Here is a 23985-nt window from a genome sequence, read left to right on the forward strand (position 1 = left end):
ATCCCGCGTTTGATGCGCACCTCCTTCCTTGGGAAGGTGCATGTCATGCCGAGCAAGTACGACCCGCAGACGCGGGCCAAGGCGGTCCGTCTGGTGTTGGAGCACCGTGCTGACTACCCAAGTGAGTGGGCGGCGATCACGGCGGTGTCCAAGCGGTTGGGGATGACGGCCGAGACGCTGCGTAGTTGGATCCGTCAGCAGCAGGTCGACGACGGTGATCGTGACGGTGTCTCCTCGGCGGCGGCCGCTGAGATCCGCGCCCTCAAGCGGCGCAACGCCGAGCTCGAGCAGACGATCGAAATCCTCAAGGCGGCAACGTCTTTCTTCGTGCGGGAGAGCGACCCGCGCAACCGCCGCTGACCAGTTCGGTCTGCGAGTTCATCGCCAAACACAGGCACCGCTTCGGGGTCGCTCCGATCTGCCGCGTGCTCACCGAGCACGGTGTGCCGATCGCCCCACGCACCTTCTACGCCTGGGTCAAGCGGGCACCGTCGAAGCGAGCCCTGTGGGACGCCACCATCAGCGAGGTCTTGGCCGGCTACTACGAACCCGATGAGCACGGCCGGCGCAAGCCCGAGTCGCTGTACGGGTCGGTGAAGATGTGGGCACATCTGCAGCGCAAAGGCATCCCGGTGGCGAAGTCCACGGTGGAACGCCTGATGCGCCGAAACGGGTGGCAGGGCGTACGCCGCCAGAAGGCCGTGCGCACCACGATCGCCGACCCGGCGGCGGTGAGGCCACCGGATCTGGTGGATCGCCAGTTCGGGGTGGGCGCACCCAACCAGCTGCTCGTTGCGGACTTCACCTACGTCAAGCTCGTCACGGGGGTGTTCGTCTACGTCGCATTCGTCATCGACGCCTACGCCGGGGCGATCGTGGGATGGGAGGCCTGCGCCTCCAAGCAGACCCAGTTCGTCGAATCGGCGATCCGTCAGGCCGTCGCATTGCGGTCGCGTCAGGGTCACCCGATCGAGGACGCCATCCACCACAGCGACGCAGGATCGCAGTACACCAGCGTGAGATTCGGTGAAACACTTGCCCTTTCGGGCATCCGACCCTCGGTCGGCAGTGTCGGCGATGCCTATGACAATGCTCTGGCCGAGACCACGATCGGACTCTACAAGACTGAGTGCATCCGGCCTGATTCCCCGTTCCGTCGCGGGCCGCTCACCACGGTCGGTGACGTCGAGTACATCACCGCCGACTACGTCGCCTGGTACAACCAGCAGCGCCTCATGCACCGCCTCGGCCGAGTCCCACCCGCCGAAGCCGAAGCCCAGTACTATTCCCAACACGTGACCGACCAACCGGCCGGCTCACAGAACCCCGAGGGTGCATGAAACCCGGGATGCTTCAAAAAGGGGTTCCGGTGGGTCCTGCGATTGACGACATCGACTTCGACGACTTGACCGCGCCGCAACTGACCGACGTGCAGCGCCAGATCCTGGAATTCACCGAAGCCAAGCCAGTCGACCTCGACATCGACCGGATGCTCGCGGAGGCCGCCGAGCAGACCGGTCTGCCGGCCGGAGCCGCCGACCTCGGCGACACCGATGGTTACGCCGAGCGCCTGCGGATCCACGTCGCGGCGATCGAAGCCGACGAAGGCCTGCGCCAGCTCACCCGCGGTTCGCTGCGGCAGCGGATCGTGCGCCTGCTGCGCAACCGGTTGTCGCTCACCGAGCTCGTCCGGCGGTATCCCGAGATCGAGTCGATCCCGATCGAAAAGCCGTTCATCGTCGTCGGAATGCCGCGCTCCGGCACCACGCATCTGGTGAATCTCATTGCCTCCGACCCGCGCCGGCGCGCCCTGCCGTATTGGGAGAGCCAGGATCCCATCCCCGCTCGCGGGCAGGGCCCCGACATCTTTGGCGTCGACCCTCGCTACGCCCGGGCCAAGGCGGAGCACGACGCGCTGATGGTGAGCGCGCCCGTGGTGGCCGCCATGCATGACCGATTTCCCGAGGCGATCGAGGAGGAAGTGGAGCTCCTCGACCTCGATCTGGCCTCGTACGTGCTGGAATGGCATGCGCGCGTGCCCGACTGGCGCGACTATTACTTACGGCTGGACCAAACCCGGCACTACGCGTACATGAGGAGGGTGCTGCAGGCGCTGACCTTCCTGCGCGGGCCGCGGACATGGGTGCTCAAGAGTCCGCAGCACTGCGAACAGCTCGGCCCGCTCATGACGACCTTCCCCGACGCGACGGTGGCCTTCACCCACCGCGATCCCGTTGCGGTGATCCAGTCGACGATCACCATGATGGCGTACTCGGATCGGCTGCGCCGAAACAGCATTGACCCGCAGTGGCTGCTGGACTATTGGAGCGACCGCGTACACCGACTGCTCAGCGCATGCGTACGCGACCGCGACCTGGTGCCCGCCGAACGCAGCATCGACATCAACTTCCATCAGCTCAACGGCAACGAAATGCCGTTGCTCGAACGGCTTTACCAGTGCGCCGGCGTCGACTTGCCGCCCAAGGTGCGCGAACAATTCAAGCGCTACCTGGACGGCAATCCGCGGGGCAAACACGGCCGTATCCGTTACGAACTGCAACGGCACTTCGGCACCTCCGCCGATGAACTGCGCGGCCGGTTCGGCTTCTACTTCGACAAGTTCGACGTCCGTCCCGAATGAAGGAGTCACCAGCGATGTCCGACCCCGTCTATCGGAGCAGGCCGGGTGCCGACGCGATGCGCCCGGCGTCCGCCGAGAGGGCTGAGGAGATCGCCCCGGGTTTATGGTGCTCGCCGGGATTGTCCAACTCGTATCTGCTCACCACGACCGAGGGCCGGGTGATCGTCAACACCGGCATGGGCTTCGAGGGGCCGGTGCATCGCGCCAACTTCGATGCCGTCGACCCGTCACCAGTGCGCTACATCATCTTCACGCAAGGCCATGTGGATCACGTCGGCGGCCTGGACAGCGTGCGGGATCCCGAGACGATCGTTGTCGCGCAAGCGAACTGGAAGGCCTGGCGAGACGACAACGATCGGCTGATCCCGTACCGGGCCAGCCGCAGCGCATTCGCCTTCAAAGACACACTGGCCAGTGGCATCCAAGCCATCCAGCGTCGCCTGGGTACCACGCGGCTGGCCGGTCAGAGCGTGCCCGTCGTCGACATCGACTTCGAGGACACCCTCCGCCTGGAGGTCGGTGGCCGGCGCCTGGAGCTGATTTCCGTGCCCGGCGGCGAGACCACCGACTCGTTGGTGATCTGGCTGCCCGAGGAACGGATCTGTCTGTGCGGGAACACTTTTGGTCCACTGATCGGACATGTTCCCAATCTCGTCACCATGCGGGGCGATCGTTACCGCGACGCGTTGACGGCCATCGCATCGGTAGACAGGGTCCGCGACCTTCAGGCCGACCTGCTGGTGACCGGTCACTTCGAGCCGGTCAAGGGCGCCGAACGAATCAATGAAGAGCTGACCCGGCTGCGCAACGCCATCGAATACATCCACGACCAAACTGTCGCCGGGATGAACGCCGGCAAAGACGTCCGCGCCTTGATGCGGGAAATCACTCTGCCCGCGGAATACGAAGTGGGCGAGGGCTACGGCAAAGTCGCCTGGGATGTGCGGGCCGTCTGGGAGAACTATTCGGGCTGGTTCCATCACGAATCGACCACCGAGCTTTACCCGGTCGGATTCGATTCCGTCGCCGCCGACGTGGTCGAGCTGGCCGGCGCCGACGCGCTGCTGGTTCGGGCCCGGGCACACCTGGGCGCCGATCGCGCACTGCAGGCCATCCACCTGGCCGAGCTCGTTCCGGCGGACCATCCGGGGGTTCGCGACGTGCTGCGGGCAGCCCATGAAAAGCTTCTGGCGGGCAGCACGAATTTCTGGGAAAGTGCCTGGCTCCGCGACCAGATAGCGAGGAACTCATGACCGCGTTCGCACTACGGCCCGAGGACTTCTATCACACCGGCATCATCGTGCCCGACCTCGACGAAGCGATGGCCCGGCTGAGTGCGCTGGCCGGTTACCGGTGGATCACGCCGGTGAGCTACACCTTGCCGTTTCGCACGACAAGCGGAACCCAGGTGGTCACTTCGACTTTCGTCTATTCGCTGCAGGCTCCGCACGTCGAACTGATCAAGGAGGTACCCGGGACGGCCTGGACGGCGGCGCCCCGCAACGCGGTTCACCACCTTGGCTACTGGACCGACAACTTGGCCCAGAGCGCGAAGATATTGGAGGACAACGGCTTCACCTTCGAAGCAACCGCCGACACCGCACCGCCCGAACTCGCGCTGTTCGCCTACTACATCGATGCGGCGGGAACTCGCATCGAGATCGTCGACCGCGCGCTGTTCCCGGACTTTCCGGCGTTCCTGCAGGCGGCCGCCGGCCCGGAAGCATAGTAGGGCGAGGCCACAGATGCTGTTAACCGTGCTGCGCTTCAACTTTGCCTCGCCCCAAGGTGATTCACGCACACAGGGCGAGCTCCTGTCCGCGGCCCTCGAGCTGGGGCAGTGGGGGGAGTCCCACGGCATCATGTCCATCAGCGTCGACGAGCATCACGCGACCGGGCACGGGTGGAGCTGCAATCCGATCATGGCCGCGGCGATGTTTTTGGCCCGGACCTCGACGCTGATCGCGAGCGTCGATTGCGCACTGGGGCCATTGTGGAACCCGGTGCGGCTCGCCGAAGACATCGCCCTGGTCGACAATATGAGTCGCGGACGCCTGCACACCACGGTGGGACTGGGGTATCGCCCTGTCGAATACGACGCTCTCGGAGCCGATTTCGGTGGGCGGGGCGCGCTGATGGACAGCCTCCTCGAGCGCATGCTGGCGGTCTGGTCCGGCGGCGACCTAGAGAACGGGATCTGCACCGGGACCTGGACGCGACCGCACCCACCGCTGTATGTCGGTGGCGGCGCGCGCGCCACGGCGCGCCGCGCGGCCCGGTTCCGGCTGCCGCTCCGCCTGGCCGACCACCTGCCCGACATCGCCGATTATTACCGCGAGCTGTGTGCCGAGGCCGGCCTGTCACCGTTCATCCTCATGCCGGGGCCCATCAACCGCGGAATGATCTACCTGCACGAGGAACCGGACCGGGCATGGGCGGAGCTGGGTGACCATATCCTTTGGGAGGCAGTCACTTACGGACGATGGTCAACCGACCAGCGCTCGCTCATGCACCTGCCGGGTGTCGAAACACTCGACCAGGTCAAGGCGTCGGGACGATACCGCTTTCTTACTCCCGATCAGCTGATCGCCGAGGTGCGGGATGCCGAGAACTACGGCCCGCTCGTCATGCATCCCCTGGTCGGCGGCATGCCGGTCGACGAGGCGTGGAAGTCGGTCCAGTTGCTCACCGACAACGTCTTGCCCGCGCTGACCTGACCACGTCGAATTCTCCACTCCCGATTGTGAACCCGAATTAGGGGTACGCGGCCACAGTCCAAGCTGAACTTATGGAACGGGAGATTTGATGAGATCCGAGGCCAGGAGGGCAATCGCGATACTCGGCGGCAGCGCCGCGCTGGCTTTGGCGGTCGGCTGTGGCGTCGCCCCAGGCGCATCGGCCAGCAACGACCCGGCGGCGCCGCCGCCCACGTCGTCGAACCCCGCGCCACCGCCGCCCTCACCACCGCCGGCCGCGCCTCGAACGCCGTACTACAACGGCGGAACGGGCACGGGTGGCGGAGGCGCCGCAGGCGGAGGAGCTGGCGGCGGCGGCTGAGCGGATCGAACAACGGCTAACCGTCGCGGCGCTGCTCCAGCCAGTCGGCCAGCGAGCGCCCGGCATCCAGCACGTGTCGTTCGGCGATCGTGCGCGCGCGCTCGGCATCCTTATCGCCGAGGGCGTCCAACAGCTCTTGGTGTTCGTCCAGTGAGTGCTTCTCGTGCTCGGGGAACAAGGTGAGGAAATTGCTCGGCACAACCCGGGCGGCCTGCTTGATCTGATTCATCAGCCGGGGCGAGTGCGCGGCACGGTGAATCATCTGATGGAAGTGCCAGTTGGCCTCGCCGATGCTGTCGTCGCCGGACCGGGCGACGACGTCGGCCGCGAGCTCGCGCAACGCCTCGAGCTCTTGCGCCTCGATCCGCGCGGCGGCCCACGCCGCTGCTTGCCCGGTCAGCACCCCGAGAATGGTGAAGCTGTCCAGGACGTCTTCGGGGCTGATGCCGATCACCGTCACACCGCTGCGCGGGGCGACTCGGACCAGTCCCTCGAACGACAGCTCCAGCAGCGCCTCCCGCACGGGCGTGCGACTGGTGGCGAATTCCTCGGTGATGGCATCGAGGTCGACGCGCGATCCGGCGGGCAAGGCGCCGGTGAGAATCCGGTCGCGCAGCTCCCGGGCGGCGCGCTCCCGGACGGTCCCGGAGATGTCGATGGCGGCCACCAGCAGACGATACCAAAGCGACAGATCTAATGTTTGATATCTGAAATATCAGATGTTAAGTTTCAACCATGCGCACCGACAAGATGGCCCTCGTTGCCTTCATGCAGGCCGGCAGCACCTCGGTCTACGCGGGCTCGTGGCGGCACCCCGCAACCGAGCACCGATACCTCGACGCGTCCTACTACGCCAAAATCGGCCGTCAGCTCGAAGAGGGCTGCTTCGACCTGATGTTCTTCGACGACCGACTGGCGATGCCGGGGGTCTACGGCGGATCCGTGGACGAAGCCGTCCATTACGGCGCCCGCCCGGTCAAGCTGGACCTCGGCGTGATCCTCGGGGTGCTGGCGCAGGCCACCTCCAAGATCGGGCTGGGCGCCACCTACTCGACGACGTATTACCAGCCGTTCCACGTCGCCAGAACTTTCGCCTCGCTGGATCACCTTTCGGGCGGCCGCGCCGCCTGGAACGTGGTCACCTCGGTCAACGACAGCGAAGCGCAGAACTTCGGCGTAGAGGCACACCTCGGCCACGACGAACGCTACGACCGCGCCGACGAATTCATGGATGTGGTGACCGGCCTCTGGGACACCTGGGAGGACGACGCCGTCCTGCACGACAGGGTGTCCGGGCACTACGCGGACCCGAGCAAGGTGCACGAGCTGGGGCACGTCGGCCGGTTCTTTTCCGCGCGCGGCCCGCTGACGGTGCCGCGCACGCCGCAGGGACGTCCGGTCATCATCCAGGCCGGATCGTCGGGTCGCGGACGCGAATTCGCTTCGCGCTGGGCCGAATTGATCTTCACCGGTGACCCGGGTATCGACGTCGCGCGCAGCCACTACACCGATCAGAAGGGTCGTATCGCCGACGCCGGCCGCGATCCCGCCGGGGTTCGCATCTGCCCCATGGCATACGCTGTCGTCGGCGAGTCGGAAGCCCACGCCAAGGAGCGCGAAGCCATGTTCCTCAACGATCTGGTTCATCCCATGGCATCCCTGACGCTGCTGTCGGAGTTGATGAATTACGACTTCGCGCAACACGATCTCGATGACCCGGTGACCGACGACCTGCTGGACTCGGTGTCCGGCATCCGCGGGCTGGTGCAGAACCTGCGCACGCATATCGGCGGGGACACGGTGACGCTACGTGACCTCGCCAACCATCGCGCCACCCTGCTACAGGGGCCGCGTTTCGTCGGCACCGGTGAACAGGTCGCCGACCAGATGGCCGACTGGTTCGAAAGCGGCGCCTGCGACGGATTCGTCCTGGCCGCAACGCATCTGCCCGGCGCATTCGAAGACGTCGTCCGCATGGTGGTCCCGGAACTGCAGCGCCGCCGGCTGTTCCGCACCGAATACGAATCCTCGACGCTGCGGGGACACCTTGGGCTGCAACGGCCTTCGAACAGCCTGGCGGGCGCCGGTGCGAATGCTTGACGGCCTGCGGATACTCGACCTCGCCACCCTCGCCGCCGCCCCGCTGGTGGCGACCTACCTGGGCGAGTTCGGCGCCGACGTCATCAAAGTCGAAGAACCCAGGCATGGCGATCCGATCCGCGGCTGGGGAAACCAGCGCGACGGCGTCGGCTTGATGTGGAAGTCGATCTCGCGCAACAAGCGATCGATCACGCTGGACCTGCGCTGCGCCGAAGGCCAGGCGCTGGTGCGCCGCCTGGTGGAGCATGCCGACGTGGCCATCTTCAACACCCGCCCCCAGACCTTGCGTAAATGGGGCCTGGATTACGAGAGCCTGCGCGCGGTCAACGACCGGATCGTGATGCTGCACATCACCGGTTACGGATTGAGCGGGCCGAAGAGTCAGCGCCCCGGGTTCGGCACGCTGGGGGAGGCGATGAGCGGATTCGCGCACATCACCGGTCAGGCCGGCGGTCCTCCCACCCTGCCGCCGTTCATGCTGGCTGACGGAATCGCGTCGCTGAACGCCGCTTACGCGGTGATGATGGCGCTATATCACCGCGACGTGCGCGGCGGCCCGGGGCAGTTGATCGACGTCAACCTGATCGATCCGCTGGCCCGGCTGCTGGAACAGACGCTGATGGGCTATGACCAGTTGGGTCTGGTGCCCGAGCGCTCCGGCAACCGGTGGGATATCTCCGCACCCCGCAACACCTATCGCACCGCCGACGACAAGTGGCTGGCCATGTCGGGCAGTTCACCGGCGCTGGCGCTGCGGGTGTTCCGGGCGATCGGCCGCAATGACTTGCTGGACGACGCGGACTTCTCCGACCCGCAGCGGCGGCTGGCCCGGGCCCGCGAAGTCGACGAGGTGGTCGCCGAATGGGTTGCCAACAAGACGCTTTCGGAGGCGATGGAGGTCTTCGACGCCCATGAGGTCGCCGCGGCCCCAGTCTATGACATCACCGATCTGGTCGCCGACGAACAGCTGGCGCACCGTGAGGTGTTCATCTCCGTCGACGACGCGCAGCTCGGGGCGATGAAGGTACAGGCGCCCGTTCCGCGGTTCTCGTCGGCATCCGGCACGGTCGGCCATCTCGGACCCGGCCTCGGCGAACACAACGCCGAGGTCTATGGCGAGCTACTCGGCTTGACTCCCAACGACATTGACGACCTGCGCGCCCGCGGCGTGTTGTGACAGAAGGAAATCCATGACCGATCTGCTGCGTCGATCCGAACTCGCGGTACCCGCGAGCAATGACAACATGTTCGAGAAGGGCGCCCGGTGCGGCGCCGATCTGGTGTTCCTCGATCTCGAGGACGCGGTGCCGCCGGCCTACAAGGAAGAGTCGCGCGCCAAGGCGATCGCCGCGCTCAACGACATCGACTGGGGCCGCACCGCGCGGGCGATCCGTATCAACGGCCTGGACACCCAATGGTGCCACGACGACGTCGTCGAAGTGGTGAGCAAGGCCGGCCAGAACCTCGACACGATCATCATTCCGAAAGCCCGCCGGGCGCGCGACGTCTGGTGGGTGGACGTGCTGCTCACCCAGCTGGAGGCGAAACTCGGCCTGGGCAAACCCATTCGGCTCGAGGTCCTCATCGAAGAGGTGGAAGGCCTGGCCAACGCCGAAGAGATCGCCGCGGCGAGCCCGCGCCTGGACGCCCTGATCTTCGGGGTGGGCGACTTCTCGCTATCCCAGGGGGCCCGGGTGGACACCAACTTCGTCCCACTCGGCGAATATCCGGGTGAATTCTGGGCTTACGCGCGCAACAAGGTGATCGTGGCCGCACGCATCGCCGGCATCGACGCGATCGATGCGCCGTATCCCGACTACCGGGACCTGTCGGGGTACGAGCGCGACGCGCGGCGGGCGTCGCTACTGGGCTACACCGGCAAGTGGGCCATTCACCCCGGCCAGGTGCCCGTCGCCAACGAGGTCTATGCACCGACCGTCGACGAAATCGCCCGGGCCGAAGCCAATGTCGCCGCGTATCGGGAGGCCGAGGCCAAGGGCCGCGGCGCCGTCGGGGTGAATGGCGTCCTGGTGGACGCGGCCCACGTGAAGCAGGCGGAACAGACGCTCGCGCGCGCCGCCCTGATCAAGAGCCGCCGCGCTTGATGGCGGCGACCCGCTTCGCGCGGCTGGACCTGATGGCGGCGACCCGCTTCGCGCGGCTGCGCCGCGCTTGCGATCGCCGCTAGTCGATCACCACCAAGAGGTCGCCGCCCTCCACCTGCGCGGTCTGTGAGACCGCGATTCGCGCGACCTTGCCGGCCTTGGGGGTGGTGACGGCGGCCTCCATCTTCATCGCTTCGATCGTCGCGATGGTCTGGCCGGCTTCGACTTCCTCACCCACGTCGGCGGTCACCGTCACAACGCCGGCGAAGGGAGCGGCGATGTGATCCGGGTTGGCGCGATCGGCCTTCTCGGCGGCGGGCACGTCCGAGGCGATGCTGCGGTCTCGCACCACGACCGGCCGCAACTGTCCGTTGAGGATGCACATCACGGTGCGCATGCCGCGTTCGTCGGCATCGGAGATGGCCTCCAGCCCGATCAGCAGCTCCACACCACGCTCCAGCTCGACGCGATGTTCGTCCCCTTGACGCAACCCGTAGAAGAACTGATTGGCGCTCAGCCCAGACGTGTCGCCGTACGTCTCACGGTGTTCTTCGAGTTCTTTTGTCGGCCCGGGGAACAGCAGCCGATTCAGCGCCGCCTGGCGGTCGGCGCCCGGTATGCTCAGCGTCTTTTCGTCGTCGGCGGACAGCGCCTGTTCCGGCTTCGCCGGTCCGCGCCCCTCTAATGCCCTGGTGCGCAACGGTTCAGGCCAGCCACCCGGCGGGTCGCCGAGTTCGCCGCGCAGGAAGCCAATGACCGAGTCCGGAATGTCGTAACGTGCGGGGTCGTCGGCGAATTCTTGCGCGCTGACGCCCGCGCCCACCAGCGCCAGCGCCAGGTCGCCGACCACCTTGCTGGACGGCGTGACCTTGACGAGATGCCCGAGGATGGCGTCTGCCCCGGCGTAGGCGTTTTCGATGTCCTCGAACCGGTCGCCGAGTCCCAGCGCGATGGCCTGCTGGCGCAGGTTCGACAGCTGGCCGCCGGGGATCTCGTGGTGATAGACGCGTCCGGTCGGCGCGGGGAGTCCGGACTCGAAGGGCGCGTACACCTTTCGAAGCGCCTCCCAGTACGGCTCGAGGTCGCATACCGCCGGCAGCGACAACCCGGTGTCGTAAGTCGTGTTGGCCGCCGCGGCCACGATTGACGACAGCGCGGGTTGGCTGGTGGTCCCCGCGAGGGGAGCCGCGGCACCGTCGACGGCGTCGGCTCCGGCGTGCCAGGCCGCCACATAGCTGGCGAGTTGCCCGCCCGGGGTGTCGTGGGTATGCACGTGGACCGGCAGGTCGAACCGGGACTTGAGCGCCGAGACCAGGGTCGCGGCCGCGGGTGCGCGCAGCAGTCCGGCCATGTCCTTGATGGCCAGCACGTGTGCGCCGGCTTCGACGATCTGTTCGGCCAGCTTCAGGTAATAGTCCAGCGTGTACAGTTTCTCGGCCGGATCGCTGAGATCACCGGTGTAGGACATTGCCACCTCGGCCACCGCCGCCCCGGTGTCCCGCACGGCGTCGATGGCCGGTCGCATCGAGTCGACGTTGTTCAACGCATCGAAAATCCGGAAGATGTCGATGCCCGTCGCCGTCGCTTCCTCGACGAACGCCGTCGTCACCGTCTCCGGATATGGCGTGTAGCCCACGGTGTTGCGTCCGCGCAGCAGCATCTGCAGACAGATGTTGGGCAGCGCCTCGCGCAGCGTTGCCAGCCTCTCCCACGGGTCTTCCTTCAGGAACCGCAGCGCCACATCGTAAGTCGCCCCGCCCCAGCATTCGATCGACAGCAGCTGCGGTGTGGTGCGTGCGATGTGGGGCGCCACCTCGATCAGGCCGCTGGTGCGGACCCGCGTGGCCAGCAGGGACTGGTGGGCGTCGCGGAACGTGGTGTCCGTGACGGCGACGCCGCGTGACTCGCGAAGCCAGGCCGCAAATCGCTCCGGACCGAGTCCGGTCAGACGCTGCTTGGAGCCCGCCGGCGGGGCGCTCGACAGGTCGATGTCGGGCAGCTTGTCGTGCGGGTACACCGCCGACGGACGCTCACCGTGCGGCTTGTTGACGGTGACGTCGGCCAGGTAGTTGAGGATCTTGGTGCCGCGGTCGGCGGAGCTACGCGCGGTGAGCAGCTGTGGGCGCTCCTCGATGAACGACGTTGTGACACGGCCGGCTTGAAAGTCCGGGTCATCCAGAACCGCTTGCAGGAACGGAATATTCGTCGAGACACCACGGATCCGGAATTCCGCGACCGCGCGTCGCGCCCGGCGCACGGCCGTGGCGAAATCGCGGCCCCGACAGGTCAGCTTGATCAGCATCGAGTCGAAGTGTGCGCTGATGTCGGCGCCCAGCGTCGTGCCGCCGTCCAGCCGGATTCCCGCGCCACCCGGGGTGCGGTAGGCCGTGATCCGGCCGGTGTCCGGGCGGAAGCCGTTCGCCGGATCCTCGGTGGTGATCCGGCACTGCAACGCCGCACCGTGCGGGACGATCGAATCCTGGCTTAACCCAATGTCTTCCAAGCTCTGCCCGCCGGCGATCCGCAGCTGCGCCGAAACCAGGTCGACGTCGGTGATCTCCTCGGTGACCGTGTGCTCCACCTGGATGCGGGGGTTCATCTCGATGAACACGTGGTTGCCACGCTCATCGAGCAAAAATTCGACCGTGCCCGCACACGTATAGTCGATGCTCCGCGCGAAAGCCACTGCGTCCGTGCAGATCCGCTGGCGCAGTTCAGGATCCAGGTTGGGTGCCGGTGCGATCTCGACGACCTTCTGGTGCCGGCGCTGCACACTGCAGTCCCGCTCGTAGAGGTGCATCACGTTGCCCTGGGTGTCGGCCAGGATCTGGACCTCGATGTGCCGGGGATTGATCACCGCCTGCTCGAGAAACACCGACGCATCCCCGAACGCGGATTCAGCCTCGCGGCTGGCCGCCTCGATCGCCTCGGCCAGCGAGGCGGCGTCGGCCACCCGGCGCATCCCGCGTCCGCCGCCACCGGCGACCGCCTTGACAAACAGTGGGAACGTCATCGATTCGGCGGCCGCCAGCAGTTCGTCCACCGACGTCGAGGGCGCCGAGGAAGCCAGCACCGGAAGACCCGCTGCCCGCGCCGCCGCGACCGCCCGCGACTTGTTGCCCGTGAGTTCGAGCACCTCCGCACTCGGGCCGACGAAGGTGATGCCCGCCGCGGCGCACGCCGCCGCCAGGTCCGGATTTTCCGACAGGAATCCATAGCCGGGGTAAATCGCGTCCGCCCCGCAAGCCCGCGCCGTCGCGACGATGTCGTCGACCGACAGGTACGCGCGGACCGGGTGGCCTTCTTCGCCGATCTGGTAGGACTCGTCGGCCTTCAACCGATGCACGGAGTTGCGGTCCTCGTACGGGTAGACCGCAACAGTGGCCAGTTCCAGCTCGTAGGCCGCGCGAAACGCGCGGATCGCGATCTCCCCGCGATTGGCGACCAGTACTTTCCCGAACATCGCTTTACGATAGCGTGCGTTGCGGAGGCCCCACGTACTCGCTCAGCGGGCGGATCAACGCATTGGACGCGGTCTGTTCGATGATGTGGGCCGTCCACCCGGTGATCCGGCTCATGACGAATATCGGTGTGAACATTCCGATGTCGAAGCCCATCAGGTGGTAGGCCGGCCCGGTCGGGAAGTCCAGATTCGGCTTGATTCCGTTGGCCTCGGCCATCCCCTGTTCCAAGACTTCGTAGATGTCAAGCCACTTCTGACCGTTACGGACGGCCGCGACGCGCTTGAGCGCTTCCTTCATGGTCGGCACTCGGGAGTCGCCGTTCTTGTAGACCCGATGGCCGAAGCCCATGATCTTCTCTTTTCGAGTGATCTTGCCTCGCAACCATTCCGCCGCCTTGTCCGCGGTGCCGATCTCGATCATGTCGTGCATGACGGCCTCGTTGGCACCGCCGTGCAGCGGACCCTTGAGCGCACCGATGGCGGCCGTGACCGCGCTGTACATGTCGGACCCGGTGGAGGTGACCACCCGCGCGGCGAAGGTCGAGGCGTTGAAGCTGTGCTCGGCATAGAGGACCATCGACTGTTCGAAGGCGTCTACGACCACCTGCTCGGGGACGTCGCCGAAGCACATGTGCAGGAAATTCTGCGCGTAGTTCATGTGGCTGTGCGGGGCGATGGGGTCCAGGCCGCGCCGACGGCGCATGTCGGCGGCGACGACCGTGGGCAGCACCGCGAACATCCGCAGCGCCTTGGCGTGATTCGCCGCTGGGCTGTCGTCGTCCTCCTCCGGGTCCTCGGCACCCATGGAGCTGATGAAGGTGCGCACCACGTCCATCGGGTGGCAGGTCTCGGGCAGCTTGGACAACAGCGACAGCTGGGCTCGGTTCAGCCGGCGGGCCGCCCGCTCCCGCTGGGTGAACAGCGCGAGCTGTTGTTCGTCGGGAAGGTCGCCCTGCCAGAGCAAGTAGGCGACCTGTTCGAAGGTGCACTTCACCGCCAGGTCCTGGACCGGGTATCCGCGGTAAGTCAGGGAGTTGGTCTCTGGGACCACCTTGGAGATGGCGGTGGTGTCGACGACGACACCAGCCAGGCCCTTGTAGATGCGGGGTTGGTTGTCCTCGACGGTGCTCATTGCGCGACTCCTTGGACGGCGAAGTTGTAGATGTCGGAATCGAATTGGTTGTAGTCGGCGTACCGCAGCAGCTCGTAGAGCCGGCTGCGGTGTTGCATGCGGTCTAAAAGACCGGATTGGGTTCCGTTGTCCGCGATTTGACGAAGACCGACCTCGACGGCATGCATGGCCAACCGCAACGCGGTCACCGGGTAGATCACCACGTTGTAGCCGATGTCGGACAGCTGCTGGACGCTCAGAAGCTCCGACTTGCCGAACTCGGTCATGTTGGCCAGCAACGGCGTGTCCACCGCCGCCCGGAATCGCTCGAATTCGGACGGCGTGTGCAGGGCTTCGGTGAAAATCAGGTCGGCGCCCGCGCCGGCGTAGGCCTTTGCGCGCTCGATCGCCGCGGGCACACCCTCGATCCCGGCGGCATCGGTGCGGGCGCAGATGATGAAGTTCGGGTCCCTGCGCGCGGCGACGGCGGCCCGCAGGCGTTTGATCATCTCGGTGGCCGGCACCACGGCCATGCCGTCGAGATGCCCGCACCGCTTGGGGTTTTCCTGGTCCTCCAGGTGACAGCCGGCCAGGCCGGCGTCCTCCAGCACGGTCACGGTGCGCGCGGCGTTCATCGGCTCACCGAATCCGGTGTCGGCGTCGATCAGGGTGGGCAGATCGGTGACGGAAGCGATCTGCGCTCCACGGCCGGTGACTTCGGTCAGGGTGGTCAGGCCGATGTCGGGCAGACCGAGTTCGGCCGACAGCACCGCCCCGGACACATACACCCCGTCGAATTCGAGCTCGGCGATCAGCTTGGCAACCAGGGGTGAAAAGGCACCCGGAAATCGTTGCAGGCGACCACTTTCCAGCCCGGCGCGGAATTGAACGCGCTTGGTCGCCGCGGACACGGCGCCCCCGATCAGTGCGCTCATCAGAAGATTCCCGGGGGAATCGTGGGCGCGTGAGCCAGCACTGCCGGACCGACCACGATGTTGAGCGCACCCAGCGCGCCGGCCGGCAGGTCTGCAAGGGATTGGGCCGCCGACAGGAAGCGCTGCCGTTCGGTATCGCTGACGATTCCCTCGGCCAGTCCGGTGAACTTTCCGATGTACTGCTCGCGGTCAAACGGCCTGGCCCCCAGGGGATGCGCGTCGGCGACGGCGATCTCGTCGACGATCACCTCACCGCTTTTGAGGGTGACTTCGGCGCGGGCGCCGAACGCCTTCTCGCCGGGGTCCGCGGAGTGGTAGCGTCGGGTCCATTCGGGATCTTCGACCGTCGAGACCTTTCGCCACAGCTCGATGGTGTCAGGCTGGTGCGCCCGCTTCGGCGCGTAAGACCGTTCGTGATGCCAGGTTCCGTCCTGCAGCGCGACCGCGAAGATGTACATCACCGAATGGTCCAGCGTTTCGCGCGAGGCATCCGGGTCGAATTTCTGCGGATCGTTGGCCCCGGTGCCGATCACGTAGTGGGTGTGGTGGCTGGTGTGCAACTCGATCGTCGCGATCTGGTCCAGATCGCCGATGCTCTCGCGCATCCGGCGGGCCAGGTCGATCAGCGCCTGACTCTGGTATTCGGCCGAGTGCTCCTTGGTGTAGCTGTCCAGGATGGCCCGCTTGGGCTCGCCCGCCTCGGGCAGCGGGACGTGATAGGTGTGCTCCGGGCCCGAGAGCAGCCAGGCGATCACCCCGTCCTCGCCTTCCCAGATCGGCGCGGGCGCGCCCTCGCCGCGCATGGCGCGATCGACGGACTCGATGGCAACCTTGCCGGCCCATGCCGGCGCGTACGCCTTCCAGCTCGAGATCAGGCCCTTGCGTGACTGCCGGGTGGACGTCGTCAGGTGCAGCGCCTGGCCGATCGCGGAGTAGATGGTCTCCTTGTCCAGACGCAGCATGGTGCCCAGGCCGGCGGCCACCGACGGGCCGAGGTGGGCGATGTGGTCAATCTTGTGCTCGTGCAAGCAAATTCCCTTGACCAGATCGATCTGGATCTCGTAACCGGTCGCGATGCCCCGGATCAAATCGGCCCCACTGATCCCGAGGTGCTGGCCAACGGCCACCAGGGCCGGGATGTTGTCACCTGGGTGGGAGTACTCGGCGGCCAAAAAGGTGTCGTGGAAATCCAATTCGCGCACGGCGACGCCGTTGGCCCAGGCCGCCCATTCCGGGGAGTAGTCGCCCTGGATACCGAAAACCTTGGCACCCTTGAATGGGTGCGCCTGCGCCTGGGCGCGGGCGGCGGCGACCGGACGGCGGGTCACGGAGGCGGCCGAGACCGCGGCGTTGTCGATGATGCGGTTGATCACCATCGCCTCGGTGTCCGCGGGCACCGCGACCGGGTCGGCCGCGACCTCGGCGATCTTCCATGCCAGGAGCTCAGTACGAGGAAAGTCCTCGGCGCTGCGCCGCGTTCGAACATCATGAATCCGCATAAGCCGCACAGTACGCAAACCCAGATGAGAGGTAAATGCCCTGTAAAAGCGTAATTGTGTGTCCATATCCGCAGAATTTTGCGTATCTTGTGAAAGGCCCACGCGTACTGTGTGACGGGTGGCGAAGACATTCGCCGGCGCACGGTTACGGCGGTTGCGCGAGGAGCAGGGGCTGACCCAGGTGGCGCTAGCGCGCGCCCTGGGGTTGTCGACCAGCTACGTCAACCAGCTGGAAAATGATCAGCGCCCGATCACGGTTCCGGTGCTGCTCACGCTGACGGAGCGGTTCGACCTGCCGACGCACTACTTCGCGCCGGAATCCGACGCTCGCCTGATTGCGGACCTGCGGGAGGTGCTGGCCGATACGTCTGCCACGGCCGCGCAAGTCGAGGAGCTGGTCGCCCGCATGCCGGCGATCGGTCAGACGCTGGTCAATCTGCACCGGCGGCTGCACGACACCACCGCCGACCTCGAAACGCTGCACAGTCGCGCCAATGTCGATGCGTCGGCAATATCGCAGCGGCCCATGCCTTTCGAAGAGGTGCGCGACTTCTTCTACGACCGCAAGAACTACATCGGCGAACTGGACGTCGCGGCCGAAGACCTGTTCAACGAAAACCACTTGCGCATCGGCGGTCTCGACGGCCAGCTGGCGGAGCTGCTCGCCGACAAGCTCGGCGTCACGGTGGTGATCGACGACGGCCAAACGTTGGATCCCAACTCCAAACGACTGTTTGCGCCCGAATCGAAAACCTTGTATGTGGCCCGGTGGCTGCACCCTGGCCAGCGCGCCTTTCAGCTCGCCACCCAGATCGCGTTGCTCACCCAGGCCGGATTGATCACCGGGATCATCGCCGGCGACGACCAGCTCAGCGACGACGCGCGCGGCGTGGCCCGCATCGGTCTGGCCAACTATTTCGCCGGCGCCCTGCTGTTGCCCTACGTTCGGTTCCTCGATGCCGCCGAGAGCGTCCGTTACGACATCGACCACCTGGCACGGCGATTCGAGGTGGGGTTCGAAACCACATGCCATCGGCTGTCTACCCTGCAGCGGCCCAACGCCCGGGGCGTCCCGTTCATCTTCGTCCGCACCGACAGCGCGGGAAACATTTCTAAACGCCAGTCCGCCACGGCATTTCATTTCTCCCGCGTCGGCGGGAACTGTCCCCTATGGGTGGTGCACCACGCGTTTTCCCGGCCCGGGCAGTTTCTGACGCAGGTCGCGCAAATGTCCGACGAGCGCACGTACTTCTGGATCGCCAGGACCACCACGACCGAGCCGAGCCGATACCTCGGCCCGGACAAGAGCTTCGCCATCGGCCTGGGTTGCGATGTCGCCCACGCCGGGAAGCTCATCTACTCCGTCGGCATCGACCCGACCAACGCCGAATCGATCGTGCCGATCGGCGCCGGCTGCAAGATCTGCGACCGGCCCGCCTGCCCGCAACGCGCCTTCCCGTATCTCGGTCAGCCGGTATACGTTGACCCGCACAGCAGCACCGATCTGCCGTATCCACCGGCGATTACGCCGTGAGTGCGTGCCGTCTGCGCCGCGGTCAGCGACGAACCCGACGCAGCAGCCATTTGACGTTGTCACGTGCCAGCGGTGTCGCGACCAGCCCCAGGGCCAGGGTGGCGATTCCCATGCCGACGAGCGACAACAGCCCCGATGGATGCCATCCCAGAGGGCGAAGCCACCGCACGCGGAACACCATGCCGAGAAACGACCTTGACCGAGTCGCGGACGCTGTGCTCTTCGCCGCTCGCGTGTCGTGGCGGGTTGCCGGTGTCCGCGATGTCGGGCGGGTAGAGCACTTTGATCGCGATGTAGACACCGAAGGCCATCGTGACCCAGCCGATGAACGGCAGCGCCGCCGCTTTGCGCACGTCGTGCGGCGGCGGATTGAGCGCCATGAGTGCCCCGTCGATCATCCATGCCGCCCCGAGCAGAAACAGAGCCAGCCGACGCCCCACCCGATGAGTATGCGGTGGCTGCTCGGCAACGTCCAAGGATCCGCTCAACTTTGGTCGACCGTCGGGATGGTCGTCGGGTGTGGCGAATCGCCACCTCGCCGCAGCCGCTGCGCAACGTCTTCGCGGTCTTGACGGGGCCCGTGACGTAATGTTCCAGTGAGCCATGCACCGGAATGGGGAGACCGCATGCCCAAGGTAGCGATCCTCGACGACTACGCCGGGGTGGCCCTGCAGGTTGCCGACTGGTCGCCCGTGCAAAAGCGGGCCGAGGTGACCGTTTTCGACCGGCACCTTGCCGAGGACGAGGCGGCCGACGCGCTGCGGACATTCGATGTGGTGTGCACCATGCGTGAGCGAATGGCGTTCCCGCGGACCTTGATCGAGCGGCTGCCGCAGCTGAGGCTGATCACCATCGTCGGCAGAAGCCTGCCGAAGCTGGATACGGCCGCGGCCAGCGAACGCGGAATCCTGGTGGCGCAGTCGGATTTCGCGCACCCCCGATTCAGGTCCATGCGCGATGCCACCCCGGAACTCGCCTGGGGGCTGATGATTGCGACGGTGCGCCACCTAGCCGAGGAGCATCGAAGCATGCGTGGCGGCGGCTGGCAGAGCAGCGCGGGTATGACGCTGTCTGGGAAGACCCTGGGACTTGTCGGGCTGGGCAGAGTCGGCAGACGCATGGCTGAATACGCCACCGCCTTTGGCATGGAAGTCGTTGCGTGGAGCCAGAATCTCACCCTGGACGCCGCCGCGAGCGTGGGCGCACGGCGGGTGGAGAAAGCGTCGCTGTTCGAATCCTCGGACGTGGTCTCGGTGCATCTGGTGCTCTCGGAGCGCACCCGCGGGTTGATCGGCGCGGCCGAGCTGGCACTGATGAAGCCGCACGCCTACCTGATCAACACGTCGAGGGGCCCGATCGTCGACGAGGCCGCGCTGATCGCCGCGCTGGAAGCCGGACGCATCGCCGGGGCCGGGCTGGACGTCTACGACACCGAACCGCTGCCGAAAGAACATCGGCTGCGGCAACTTCCGAATGTGACCCTGTCTCCCCACCTGGGGTATGTCACTCGCGAAATGCTGGGTGCTTTCTACTCGGACACGGTGGAATCAGTGGTGGCCTGGCTGGACGGGGCGCCCATCCGGATCGCCAATCCCGAAGCGGGGCGGCCGCGCTGAAGCACTCACCGGCGTTTCCAGTGCGGGCTTTTGACCGCATCGAGGGCGTCGGTGACGTATCGATCCAGCGGCCGAGACTTACCGGCTTGCCGCACCCATTGCTGAAAGGCGAAATCCGCTGCAGCGAAGGCGAGTTGGACCAGTAGGCCGGGGCGGATATCGGCATCCGGATCGACGCCCATCCGTTCGGCGATGAGCTTGGTTGCGCGCTCCTTATCGGCGGGCCGGTGCACGGTGACCTTGTCGAGCAGGTCGGGGACCACCAGCAGGGCCTCGCGCCATTCCTCGGTGTCGACCTGTTCGAAGGAGCGAGTCCGCGTGATGATGGCGTTGATCAGGGCGACATCGGGTGACTCGGCGGCGGGGCGCCCTTCGAGCAGGTTGACGATCGCGGCCCCGCCGTACCGCACCGGTGCAAGGAGAAGTTCCTCCTTCGCCGGTACATGCCGAAAGAACGTGCGTGGGGAAACGCCCGCGGCCGTCGCGATTTCCTCGGTGGTCACCGCGTCGTACCCGCGCTGGACGAACAGGCGGAACGCCGCACGCCGGAGATCGGCCCGGATCTGTGCGCGCTGCCGGTCGCGGAGCGACTCGCCGGTCATCGGAAGCAGCCGATCCCGCCGTCGACGTGAATGGTCTGTCCGGTGATGAAGGTGGCGTCGCTGCCGAGTAGGAACGCCACCAGCGCGCCCACGTCGGTGCGGACATCGCCGATGCGCTTCATCGGAACACGTCCCACGGCCTTGTCGTACTCCTTGGGCGCGAAAGACTTCCAAAATTTGACGCCGTCGGACTCGGCGAAGGGGCAGATGACGTTGACGCGGATGTTGTCGCGCCCCCATTCCAACGCGGCCACCTTCGACAACCCGCGGATGCCTTCCTTGGCGGCGGCGTAACCGCCCCACTTGGGTTCGCCGCCGGTGCCCGTCCCGGACCCGAGATTGACGATCGATCCGCCGCCGGCCTGGACCATCAACGGGTGCACGGCCTGCATCAACAGGAAGGTCGCCCGGGGGCCGACGTCGTAGCCCAGGGCGAGGTCTTCGGTGGTGATGTCGACGAATGCCTTGGGCTCGTTGGTGGCGATGGCGTTGTTGACCAGGCCGTGCACCGTGCCGAAGGCGTCGACCGCGGCGGCGGCGATCCGTTGTGCGCTGTCCGGGTCGCGCAGATCGGCGACGAGCTGTTCCGCCCGTCCGAGCGTCCTGAGCTCGGCGGTGGTTTTGTCGAGAACCTCGTTTTGAATGTCGACCAGCAGCACGCCGGCGCCGCGTTCGAGCAACGCGGCGGCGACACCCTTACCGACGCCTTGGGCGGCACCGGTAACGATCGCGACGTGTCCGCGCATCGAACCGGGGTGGCTGTAGCTCATCTGGCGGGTCCCATTTGCAGCTGCACTCCGCGGCGCATCTCGTAGGTGCTACGCGCCCCGTCAGGCAGTTCGATGAACTCCATCGGTGTCCCGTCCGGGTCCTTGACGAAAAACATTCGCACACCGCCGATCTCGAACGGACCCTGATCCGGGGTATAGCCGGCGTTGCTCAGGCGGCGGTGGGTGTCGTCAAGATCGGTCACCGACAGTGACACGTTGTGGATGCCGGTGATGCCGCGACGCGTTGGGCGCTGGCCCGGTGGATTGGCCCCGATCGACAACAGCTCGATCATCAACCCACCCAGCAGACCGCCGACCACCCGTCCCTCCTGCTTGCGTGTCGCGTGCAATGCCGCGTCGAAAGGCTCTCCGGAGATGAGGGTTTCGAAGACCACCTCCATGCCCAGGGCGTCGCGGTAGAACGCCAGCGCACGGTCCATGTCCGTGACTCCGACGACCAGGTGACAGAACGACACGTCGTCGAGCACACTCTTTTCGGTCATGTCCTGCCCGCGGCAAGCCCCGGGGCCGGGCGGCCGGCGAACAACGGCAAGTCGAGGTAGGTCTTGATGCCCGGCTCGGCGGCGCAGACGTCTGGGATGGCGTTGACGCAGTGGTTGGCGGTGACCACGACACCAGGATTCTTCACCAGGCCTTCCGCGATCGTCTCCGGTTGCAGGCCCTTGAAGGTGAGGTTCACGTCGGGGTCGCCGGTGATCTCCACCTCGAAGCGTTCACCCCGCTCGCCGAAATTCCAGGCGGGGTCCAGGTTTTCCTCGCCCATCAGCCAGTTGACCGCCGCGGTGATGACGGGCTCGCCATCGACCAGCGCCTGCCAGCGGAACCGGCGTGCGGCCACCGTGCCGGCCGTGATCGGGAACGGGTCGTAGTCGATGTCGGAGGTCGCCATCGCGACGTCCTGGATGGTCCTGATGTTGGGATCGATGCGGAATCCCATGTGATCGGCGATCATCCGCACCGATTGCTTGAAGCCGGCCTCGAGCAGGCCGGCCATCGGCCCTTGGGTCGCTTCCTCGGGAGTGCCGCCGAATCCCATGATGTGGCGCACCACGTCCGGTGCGTTGTAGGTGCGGATGTCGGAGAACTCCTCGGCACGCACGTGCGTGATCGCAGACGACAGCGAGGACACCATGAGCGGGAATCGCTCTGTGATGCCGCCGGGGTGAATGCCCGAACCATGCAGCGTCACATCGCTTTCCGTCGCAGCGTCGGCGACGGCCCGGTGGCGCTTGTTGGCCGGATCGGGGTAGACCCAGCCAATCGGTGTGACCACGTTCTTGCCGGACCGCAAGATCGCGATCACTTCGTCGTCGTTGGGTATCAGTGGGCTGTACACGACGCAGTCGGCGTCAAGCGCCAGGATCTCGTCGATGCTGGTGGTGGCGGTGACGCCGAGATCCGGCGTCCCGATGATTCGGCCGACGTCGACGCCGTTCTTGTTTTTGCTATGCACCCAGCAGCCGACCAACTCGAGTTGAGGATGATTTTGCACGCACGCGATGGCGGCTTTACCGACGCCCCCGGTCGCCCACTGGATTACGCGAAGCTTGGACGAACTACTCATCGGTTCCTCTCGATTACGCGCCTTTACACGTTAACGACCGAAATGGCACAGTATGACCCGCTGGCAGTGACTGTCAACAATGGCACCGGCTAGGAGGCCTGATCATGAGCGCTCTCGACGGCAAGATCGCGATCGTCACCGGCACCAGTCGCGGGGTGGGTGTGGGCATCGCCCATGAACTGCTGCGCGCCGGTGCCACCGTGATCGGCTGCTCGCGATCAACGCTCGACACCATTCCCGGCATCGAACCCGACTGGGCGGATCGCGCTTCCCAGCAGGTGTGCGATCAGGGCGACTATCGCTCGATCGACGCGTTCGTCGCCGACGTGGTGGCCACCCACGGTCGGGTCGACATTCTGGTGAACAATGCCGGGGGCACCGTTCCAGCGCCGCATGCAGAGAGCATTCCCAAACTGGTGCAACGTATTCAGGGCGCACCCGCCGCCGATGACGACTACGCGCGCACGGCCCTGTTTCACGCGTTCGCCGTGCAGATGAACCTGATCAGCCCGCTGTGGTTCGCGATCCGTGCGTATCGGCAGATGCAGACCCAGGACGGCGTCGGCTGCATCATCAACATCTCTAGCGGCGCCGGGCATCCGGCCGGATCGCCAACCCTGGTCTCCTACGGCGCGGCCAAAAGCGGTCTCAACCATCTCACCCGTTCGCTGGCCGACGAGTGGGGTCCCAGGGTGCGGGTCAACTGCGTCGCCTTGGGACCGACGATGACCGAGAACTTCCGGTCGTTCGTGCTGCCCAAGGACGACCCCGATGGCGCAAAGTATTTCGCCGCCGTCCCGTTGCGCCGTGCCGGCGAGCCGGCGGAGGTCGGGCGGGTCTGCGTCTTTCTGGCCGGCGGACAGGCCGACTTCGTCAACGGCACCACCATCGAATGCGACGGCGGGATGCTGCCCGGGGTGCTCTACGACGCGGGCCTGAAGACGATCACCGATCTGCTGTAATCGAC

General features: G+C 66.1%; 21 protein-coding genes. 11 read left to right on the forward strand and 10 right to left on the reverse strand.

Annotation, left to right across the window (positions count from 1 at the left end):
* The first annotated feature begins 45 nt into the window (after nt 1–45).
* The 5 genes from G6N50_RS22385 (at nt 46) to G6N50_RS22405 (ending at nt 5358) form a co-directional block, all read left to right on the forward strand.
* Nucleotides 46–1340 (forward strand): IS3 family transposase gene (locus tag G6N50_RS22385; protein ID WP_163650845.1). Its coding sequence is split into 2 segments (ribosomal slippage): nt 46–319 and nt 319–1340, totalling 1296 coding nucleotides; the frame shifts between segments, so codons are not numbered across the junction.
* Nucleotides 1341–1369: 29 nt separating this feature from the next.
* The gene (locus G6N50_RS22390) at nt 1370–2641 is read left to right on the forward strand and encodes a sulfotransferase family protein (RefSeq protein WP_083095637.1); all 1272 of its coding nucleotides are present in this window, start codon (nt 1370–1372) and stop codon (nt 2639–2641) included.
* Nucleotides 2642–2655: 14 nt separating this feature from the next.
* On the forward strand, nt 2656–3894 hold the full coding sequence (locus G6N50_RS22395; protein ID WP_083095620.1) for an MBL fold metallo-hydrolase: 1239 nt from the start codon (nt 2656–2658) through the stop codon (nt 3892–3894).
* Nucleotides 3891–4370 (forward strand): VOC family protein, encoded by a 480-nt coding sequence (locus G6N50_RS22400; protein ID WP_083095619.1) that lies wholly within the window; start codon nt 3891–3893, stop codon nt 4368–4370. Before G6N50_RS22395 ends, G6N50_RS22400 begins: the two co-directional genes overlap by 4 nt.
* Nucleotides 4371–4386: 16 nt before the next feature.
* The gene (locus G6N50_RS22405; protein ID WP_083095618.1) at nt 4387–5358 is read left to right on the forward strand and encodes an LLM class flavin-dependent oxidoreductase; all 972 of its coding nucleotides are present in this window, start codon (nt 4387–4389) and stop codon (nt 5356–5358) included.
* A 356-nt stretch (nt 5359–5714) separates the two neighbouring features.
* On the opposite strand, the gene G6N50_RS22410 is transcribed toward G6N50_RS22405, so the two are convergent.
* Nucleotides 5715–6365: a GntR family transcriptional regulator gene (locus G6N50_RS22410; protein WP_083095617.1), complete on the reverse strand. Its 651-nt coding sequence runs from the start codon at nt 6363–6365 to the stop codon at nt 5715–5717.
* 68 nt (nt 6366–6433) lie between these two features.
* Between G6N50_RS22410 and G6N50_RS22415 the strand changes: the two genes are divergently transcribed.
* From G6N50_RS22415 to G6N50_RS22425, 3 genes are read left to right on the forward strand one after another with little or no spacing between them, the layout of a single operon-like run.
* On the forward strand, nt 6434–7798 hold the full coding sequence (locus G6N50_RS22415; RefSeq protein ID WP_083095616.1) for an LLM class flavin-dependent oxidoreductase: 1365 nt from the start codon (nt 6434–6436) through the stop codon (nt 7796–7798).
* A complete protein-coding gene (locus tag G6N50_RS22420; protein ID WP_083095615.1) occupies nt 7791–8975 on the forward strand; it encodes a CaiB/BaiF CoA transferase family protein in 1185 nt (394 codons plus the stop codon). Before G6N50_RS22415 ends, G6N50_RS22420 begins: the two co-directional genes overlap by 8 nt.
* 13 nt (nt 8976–8988) lie before the next feature.
* Nucleotides 8989–9903, forward strand: coding sequence for an HpcH/HpaI aldolase/citrate lyase family protein (locus tag G6N50_RS22425; protein WP_083095614.1), 915 nt, complete (start codon nt 8989–8991; stop codon nt 9901–9903).
* Nucleotides 9904–9982: 79 nt separating this feature from the next.
* Here the strand turns inward: G6N50_RS22425 and G6N50_RS22430 are convergent, their stop codons facing one another.
* Genes G6N50_RS22430 through prpD form a run of 4 tightly spaced genes read right to left on the reverse strand, consistent with a single transcriptional unit; the run spans nt 9983 to nt 16911 of the window.
* Nucleotides 9983–13366, reverse strand: coding sequence for a pyruvate carboxylase (locus tag G6N50_RS22430; RefSeq protein WP_083095613.1), 3384 nt, complete (start codon nt 13364–13366; stop codon nt 9983–9985).
* 4 nt (nt 13367–13370) lie between these two features.
* Nucleotides 13371–14498, reverse strand: coding sequence for a bifunctional 2-methylcitrate synthase/citrate synthase (locus tag G6N50_RS22435; protein WP_083095612.1), 1128 nt, complete (start codon nt 14496–14498; stop codon nt 13371–13373).
* Nucleotides 14495–15412, reverse strand: a complete 918-nt coding sequence (gene prpB / locus G6N50_RS22440) for a methylisocitrate lyase (protein ID WP_083095611.1) — start codon at nt 15410–15412, stop codon at nt 14495–14497. The genes G6N50_RS22435 and prpB overlap by 4 nt, the downstream gene beginning before the upstream one ends.
* Nucleotides 15412–16911, reverse strand: coding sequence for a 2-methylcitrate dehydratase PrpD (gene prpD, locus G6N50_RS22445; RefSeq protein ID WP_083095610.1), 1500 nt, complete (start codon nt 16909–16911; stop codon nt 15412–15414). Before prpD ends, prpB begins: the two co-directional genes overlap by 1 nt.
* A 118-nt stretch (nt 16912–17029) precedes the next feature.
* On the opposite strand from prpD, the gene G6N50_RS22450 reads away from it, so the two are divergent.
* Nucleotides 17030–18445 (forward strand): short-chain fatty acyl-CoA regulator family protein, encoded by a 1416-nt coding sequence (locus G6N50_RS22450; RefSeq protein ID WP_083095609.1) that lies wholly within the window; start codon nt 17030–17032, stop codon nt 18443–18445.
* Nucleotides 18446–18504: 59 nt separating this feature from the next.
* Here the strand turns inward: G6N50_RS22450 and G6N50_RS22455 are convergent, their stop codons facing one another.
* Nucleotides 18505–18885 carry a hypothetical protein gene (locus G6N50_RS22455; protein WP_083095608.1) on the reverse strand — a complete coding sequence of 127 codons (381 nt, stop codon included), beginning with the start codon at nt 18883–18885 and terminating at the stop codon, nt 18505–18507.
* A gap of 186 nt (nt 18886–19071) precedes the next feature.
* Here G6N50_RS22455 and G6N50_RS22460 point away from each other — a divergent pair, with 186 nt between their 5' ends.
* Complete coding sequence (locus tag G6N50_RS22460; protein WP_083095607.1) at nt 19072–20061, forward strand: D-2-hydroxyacid dehydrogenase family protein; 990 nt, start codon at nt 19072–19074, stop codon at nt 20059–20061.
* Nucleotides 20062–20066: 5 nt separating this feature from the next.
* Here the strand turns inward: G6N50_RS22460 and G6N50_RS22465 are convergent, their stop codons facing one another.
* The 4 genes from G6N50_RS22465 to G6N50_RS22480 are packed head-to-tail and all read right to left on the reverse strand — an operon-like array spanning nt 20067 to nt 23018.
* Entirely contained in the window at nt 20067–20663 is a 597-nt protein-coding gene (locus tag G6N50_RS22465) for a TetR/AcrR family transcriptional regulator (RefSeq protein WP_083095606.1), read from the reverse strand.
* The gene (locus G6N50_RS22470; protein WP_083095605.1) at nt 20660–21433 is read right to left on the reverse strand and encodes an SDR family NAD(P)-dependent oxidoreductase; all 774 of its coding nucleotides are present in this window, start codon (nt 21431–21433) and stop codon (nt 20660–20662) included. The genes G6N50_RS22465 and G6N50_RS22470 overlap by 4 nt, the downstream gene beginning before the upstream one ends.
* Nucleotides 21430–21936, reverse strand: a complete 507-nt coding sequence (locus tag G6N50_RS22475; RefSeq protein WP_083095604.1) for a VOC family protein — start codon at nt 21934–21936, stop codon at nt 21430–21432. Before G6N50_RS22475 ends, G6N50_RS22470 begins: the two co-directional genes overlap by 4 nt.
* Complete coding sequence (locus G6N50_RS22480; RefSeq protein ID WP_083095603.1) at nt 21933–23018, reverse strand: NAD(P)H-dependent amine dehydrogenase family protein; 1086 nt, start codon at nt 23016–23018, stop codon at nt 21933–21935. Before G6N50_RS22480 ends, G6N50_RS22475 begins: the two co-directional genes overlap by 4 nt.
* 104 nt (nt 23019–23122) lie before the next feature.
* On the opposite strand from G6N50_RS22480, the gene G6N50_RS22485 reads away from it, so the two are divergent.
* Nucleotides 23123–23980, forward strand: coding sequence for an SDR family oxidoreductase (locus tag G6N50_RS22485; protein ID WP_083095602.1), 858 nt, complete (start codon nt 23123–23125; stop codon nt 23978–23980).
* The last annotated feature ends 5 nt before the right edge of the window (nt 23981–23985 follow it).

This window comes from Mycobacterium mantenii (assembly GCF_010731775.1).
GTDB classification, from domain to species: Bacteria; Actinomycetota; Actinomycetes; order Mycobacteriales; family Mycobacteriaceae; genus Mycobacterium; species Mycobacterium mantenii.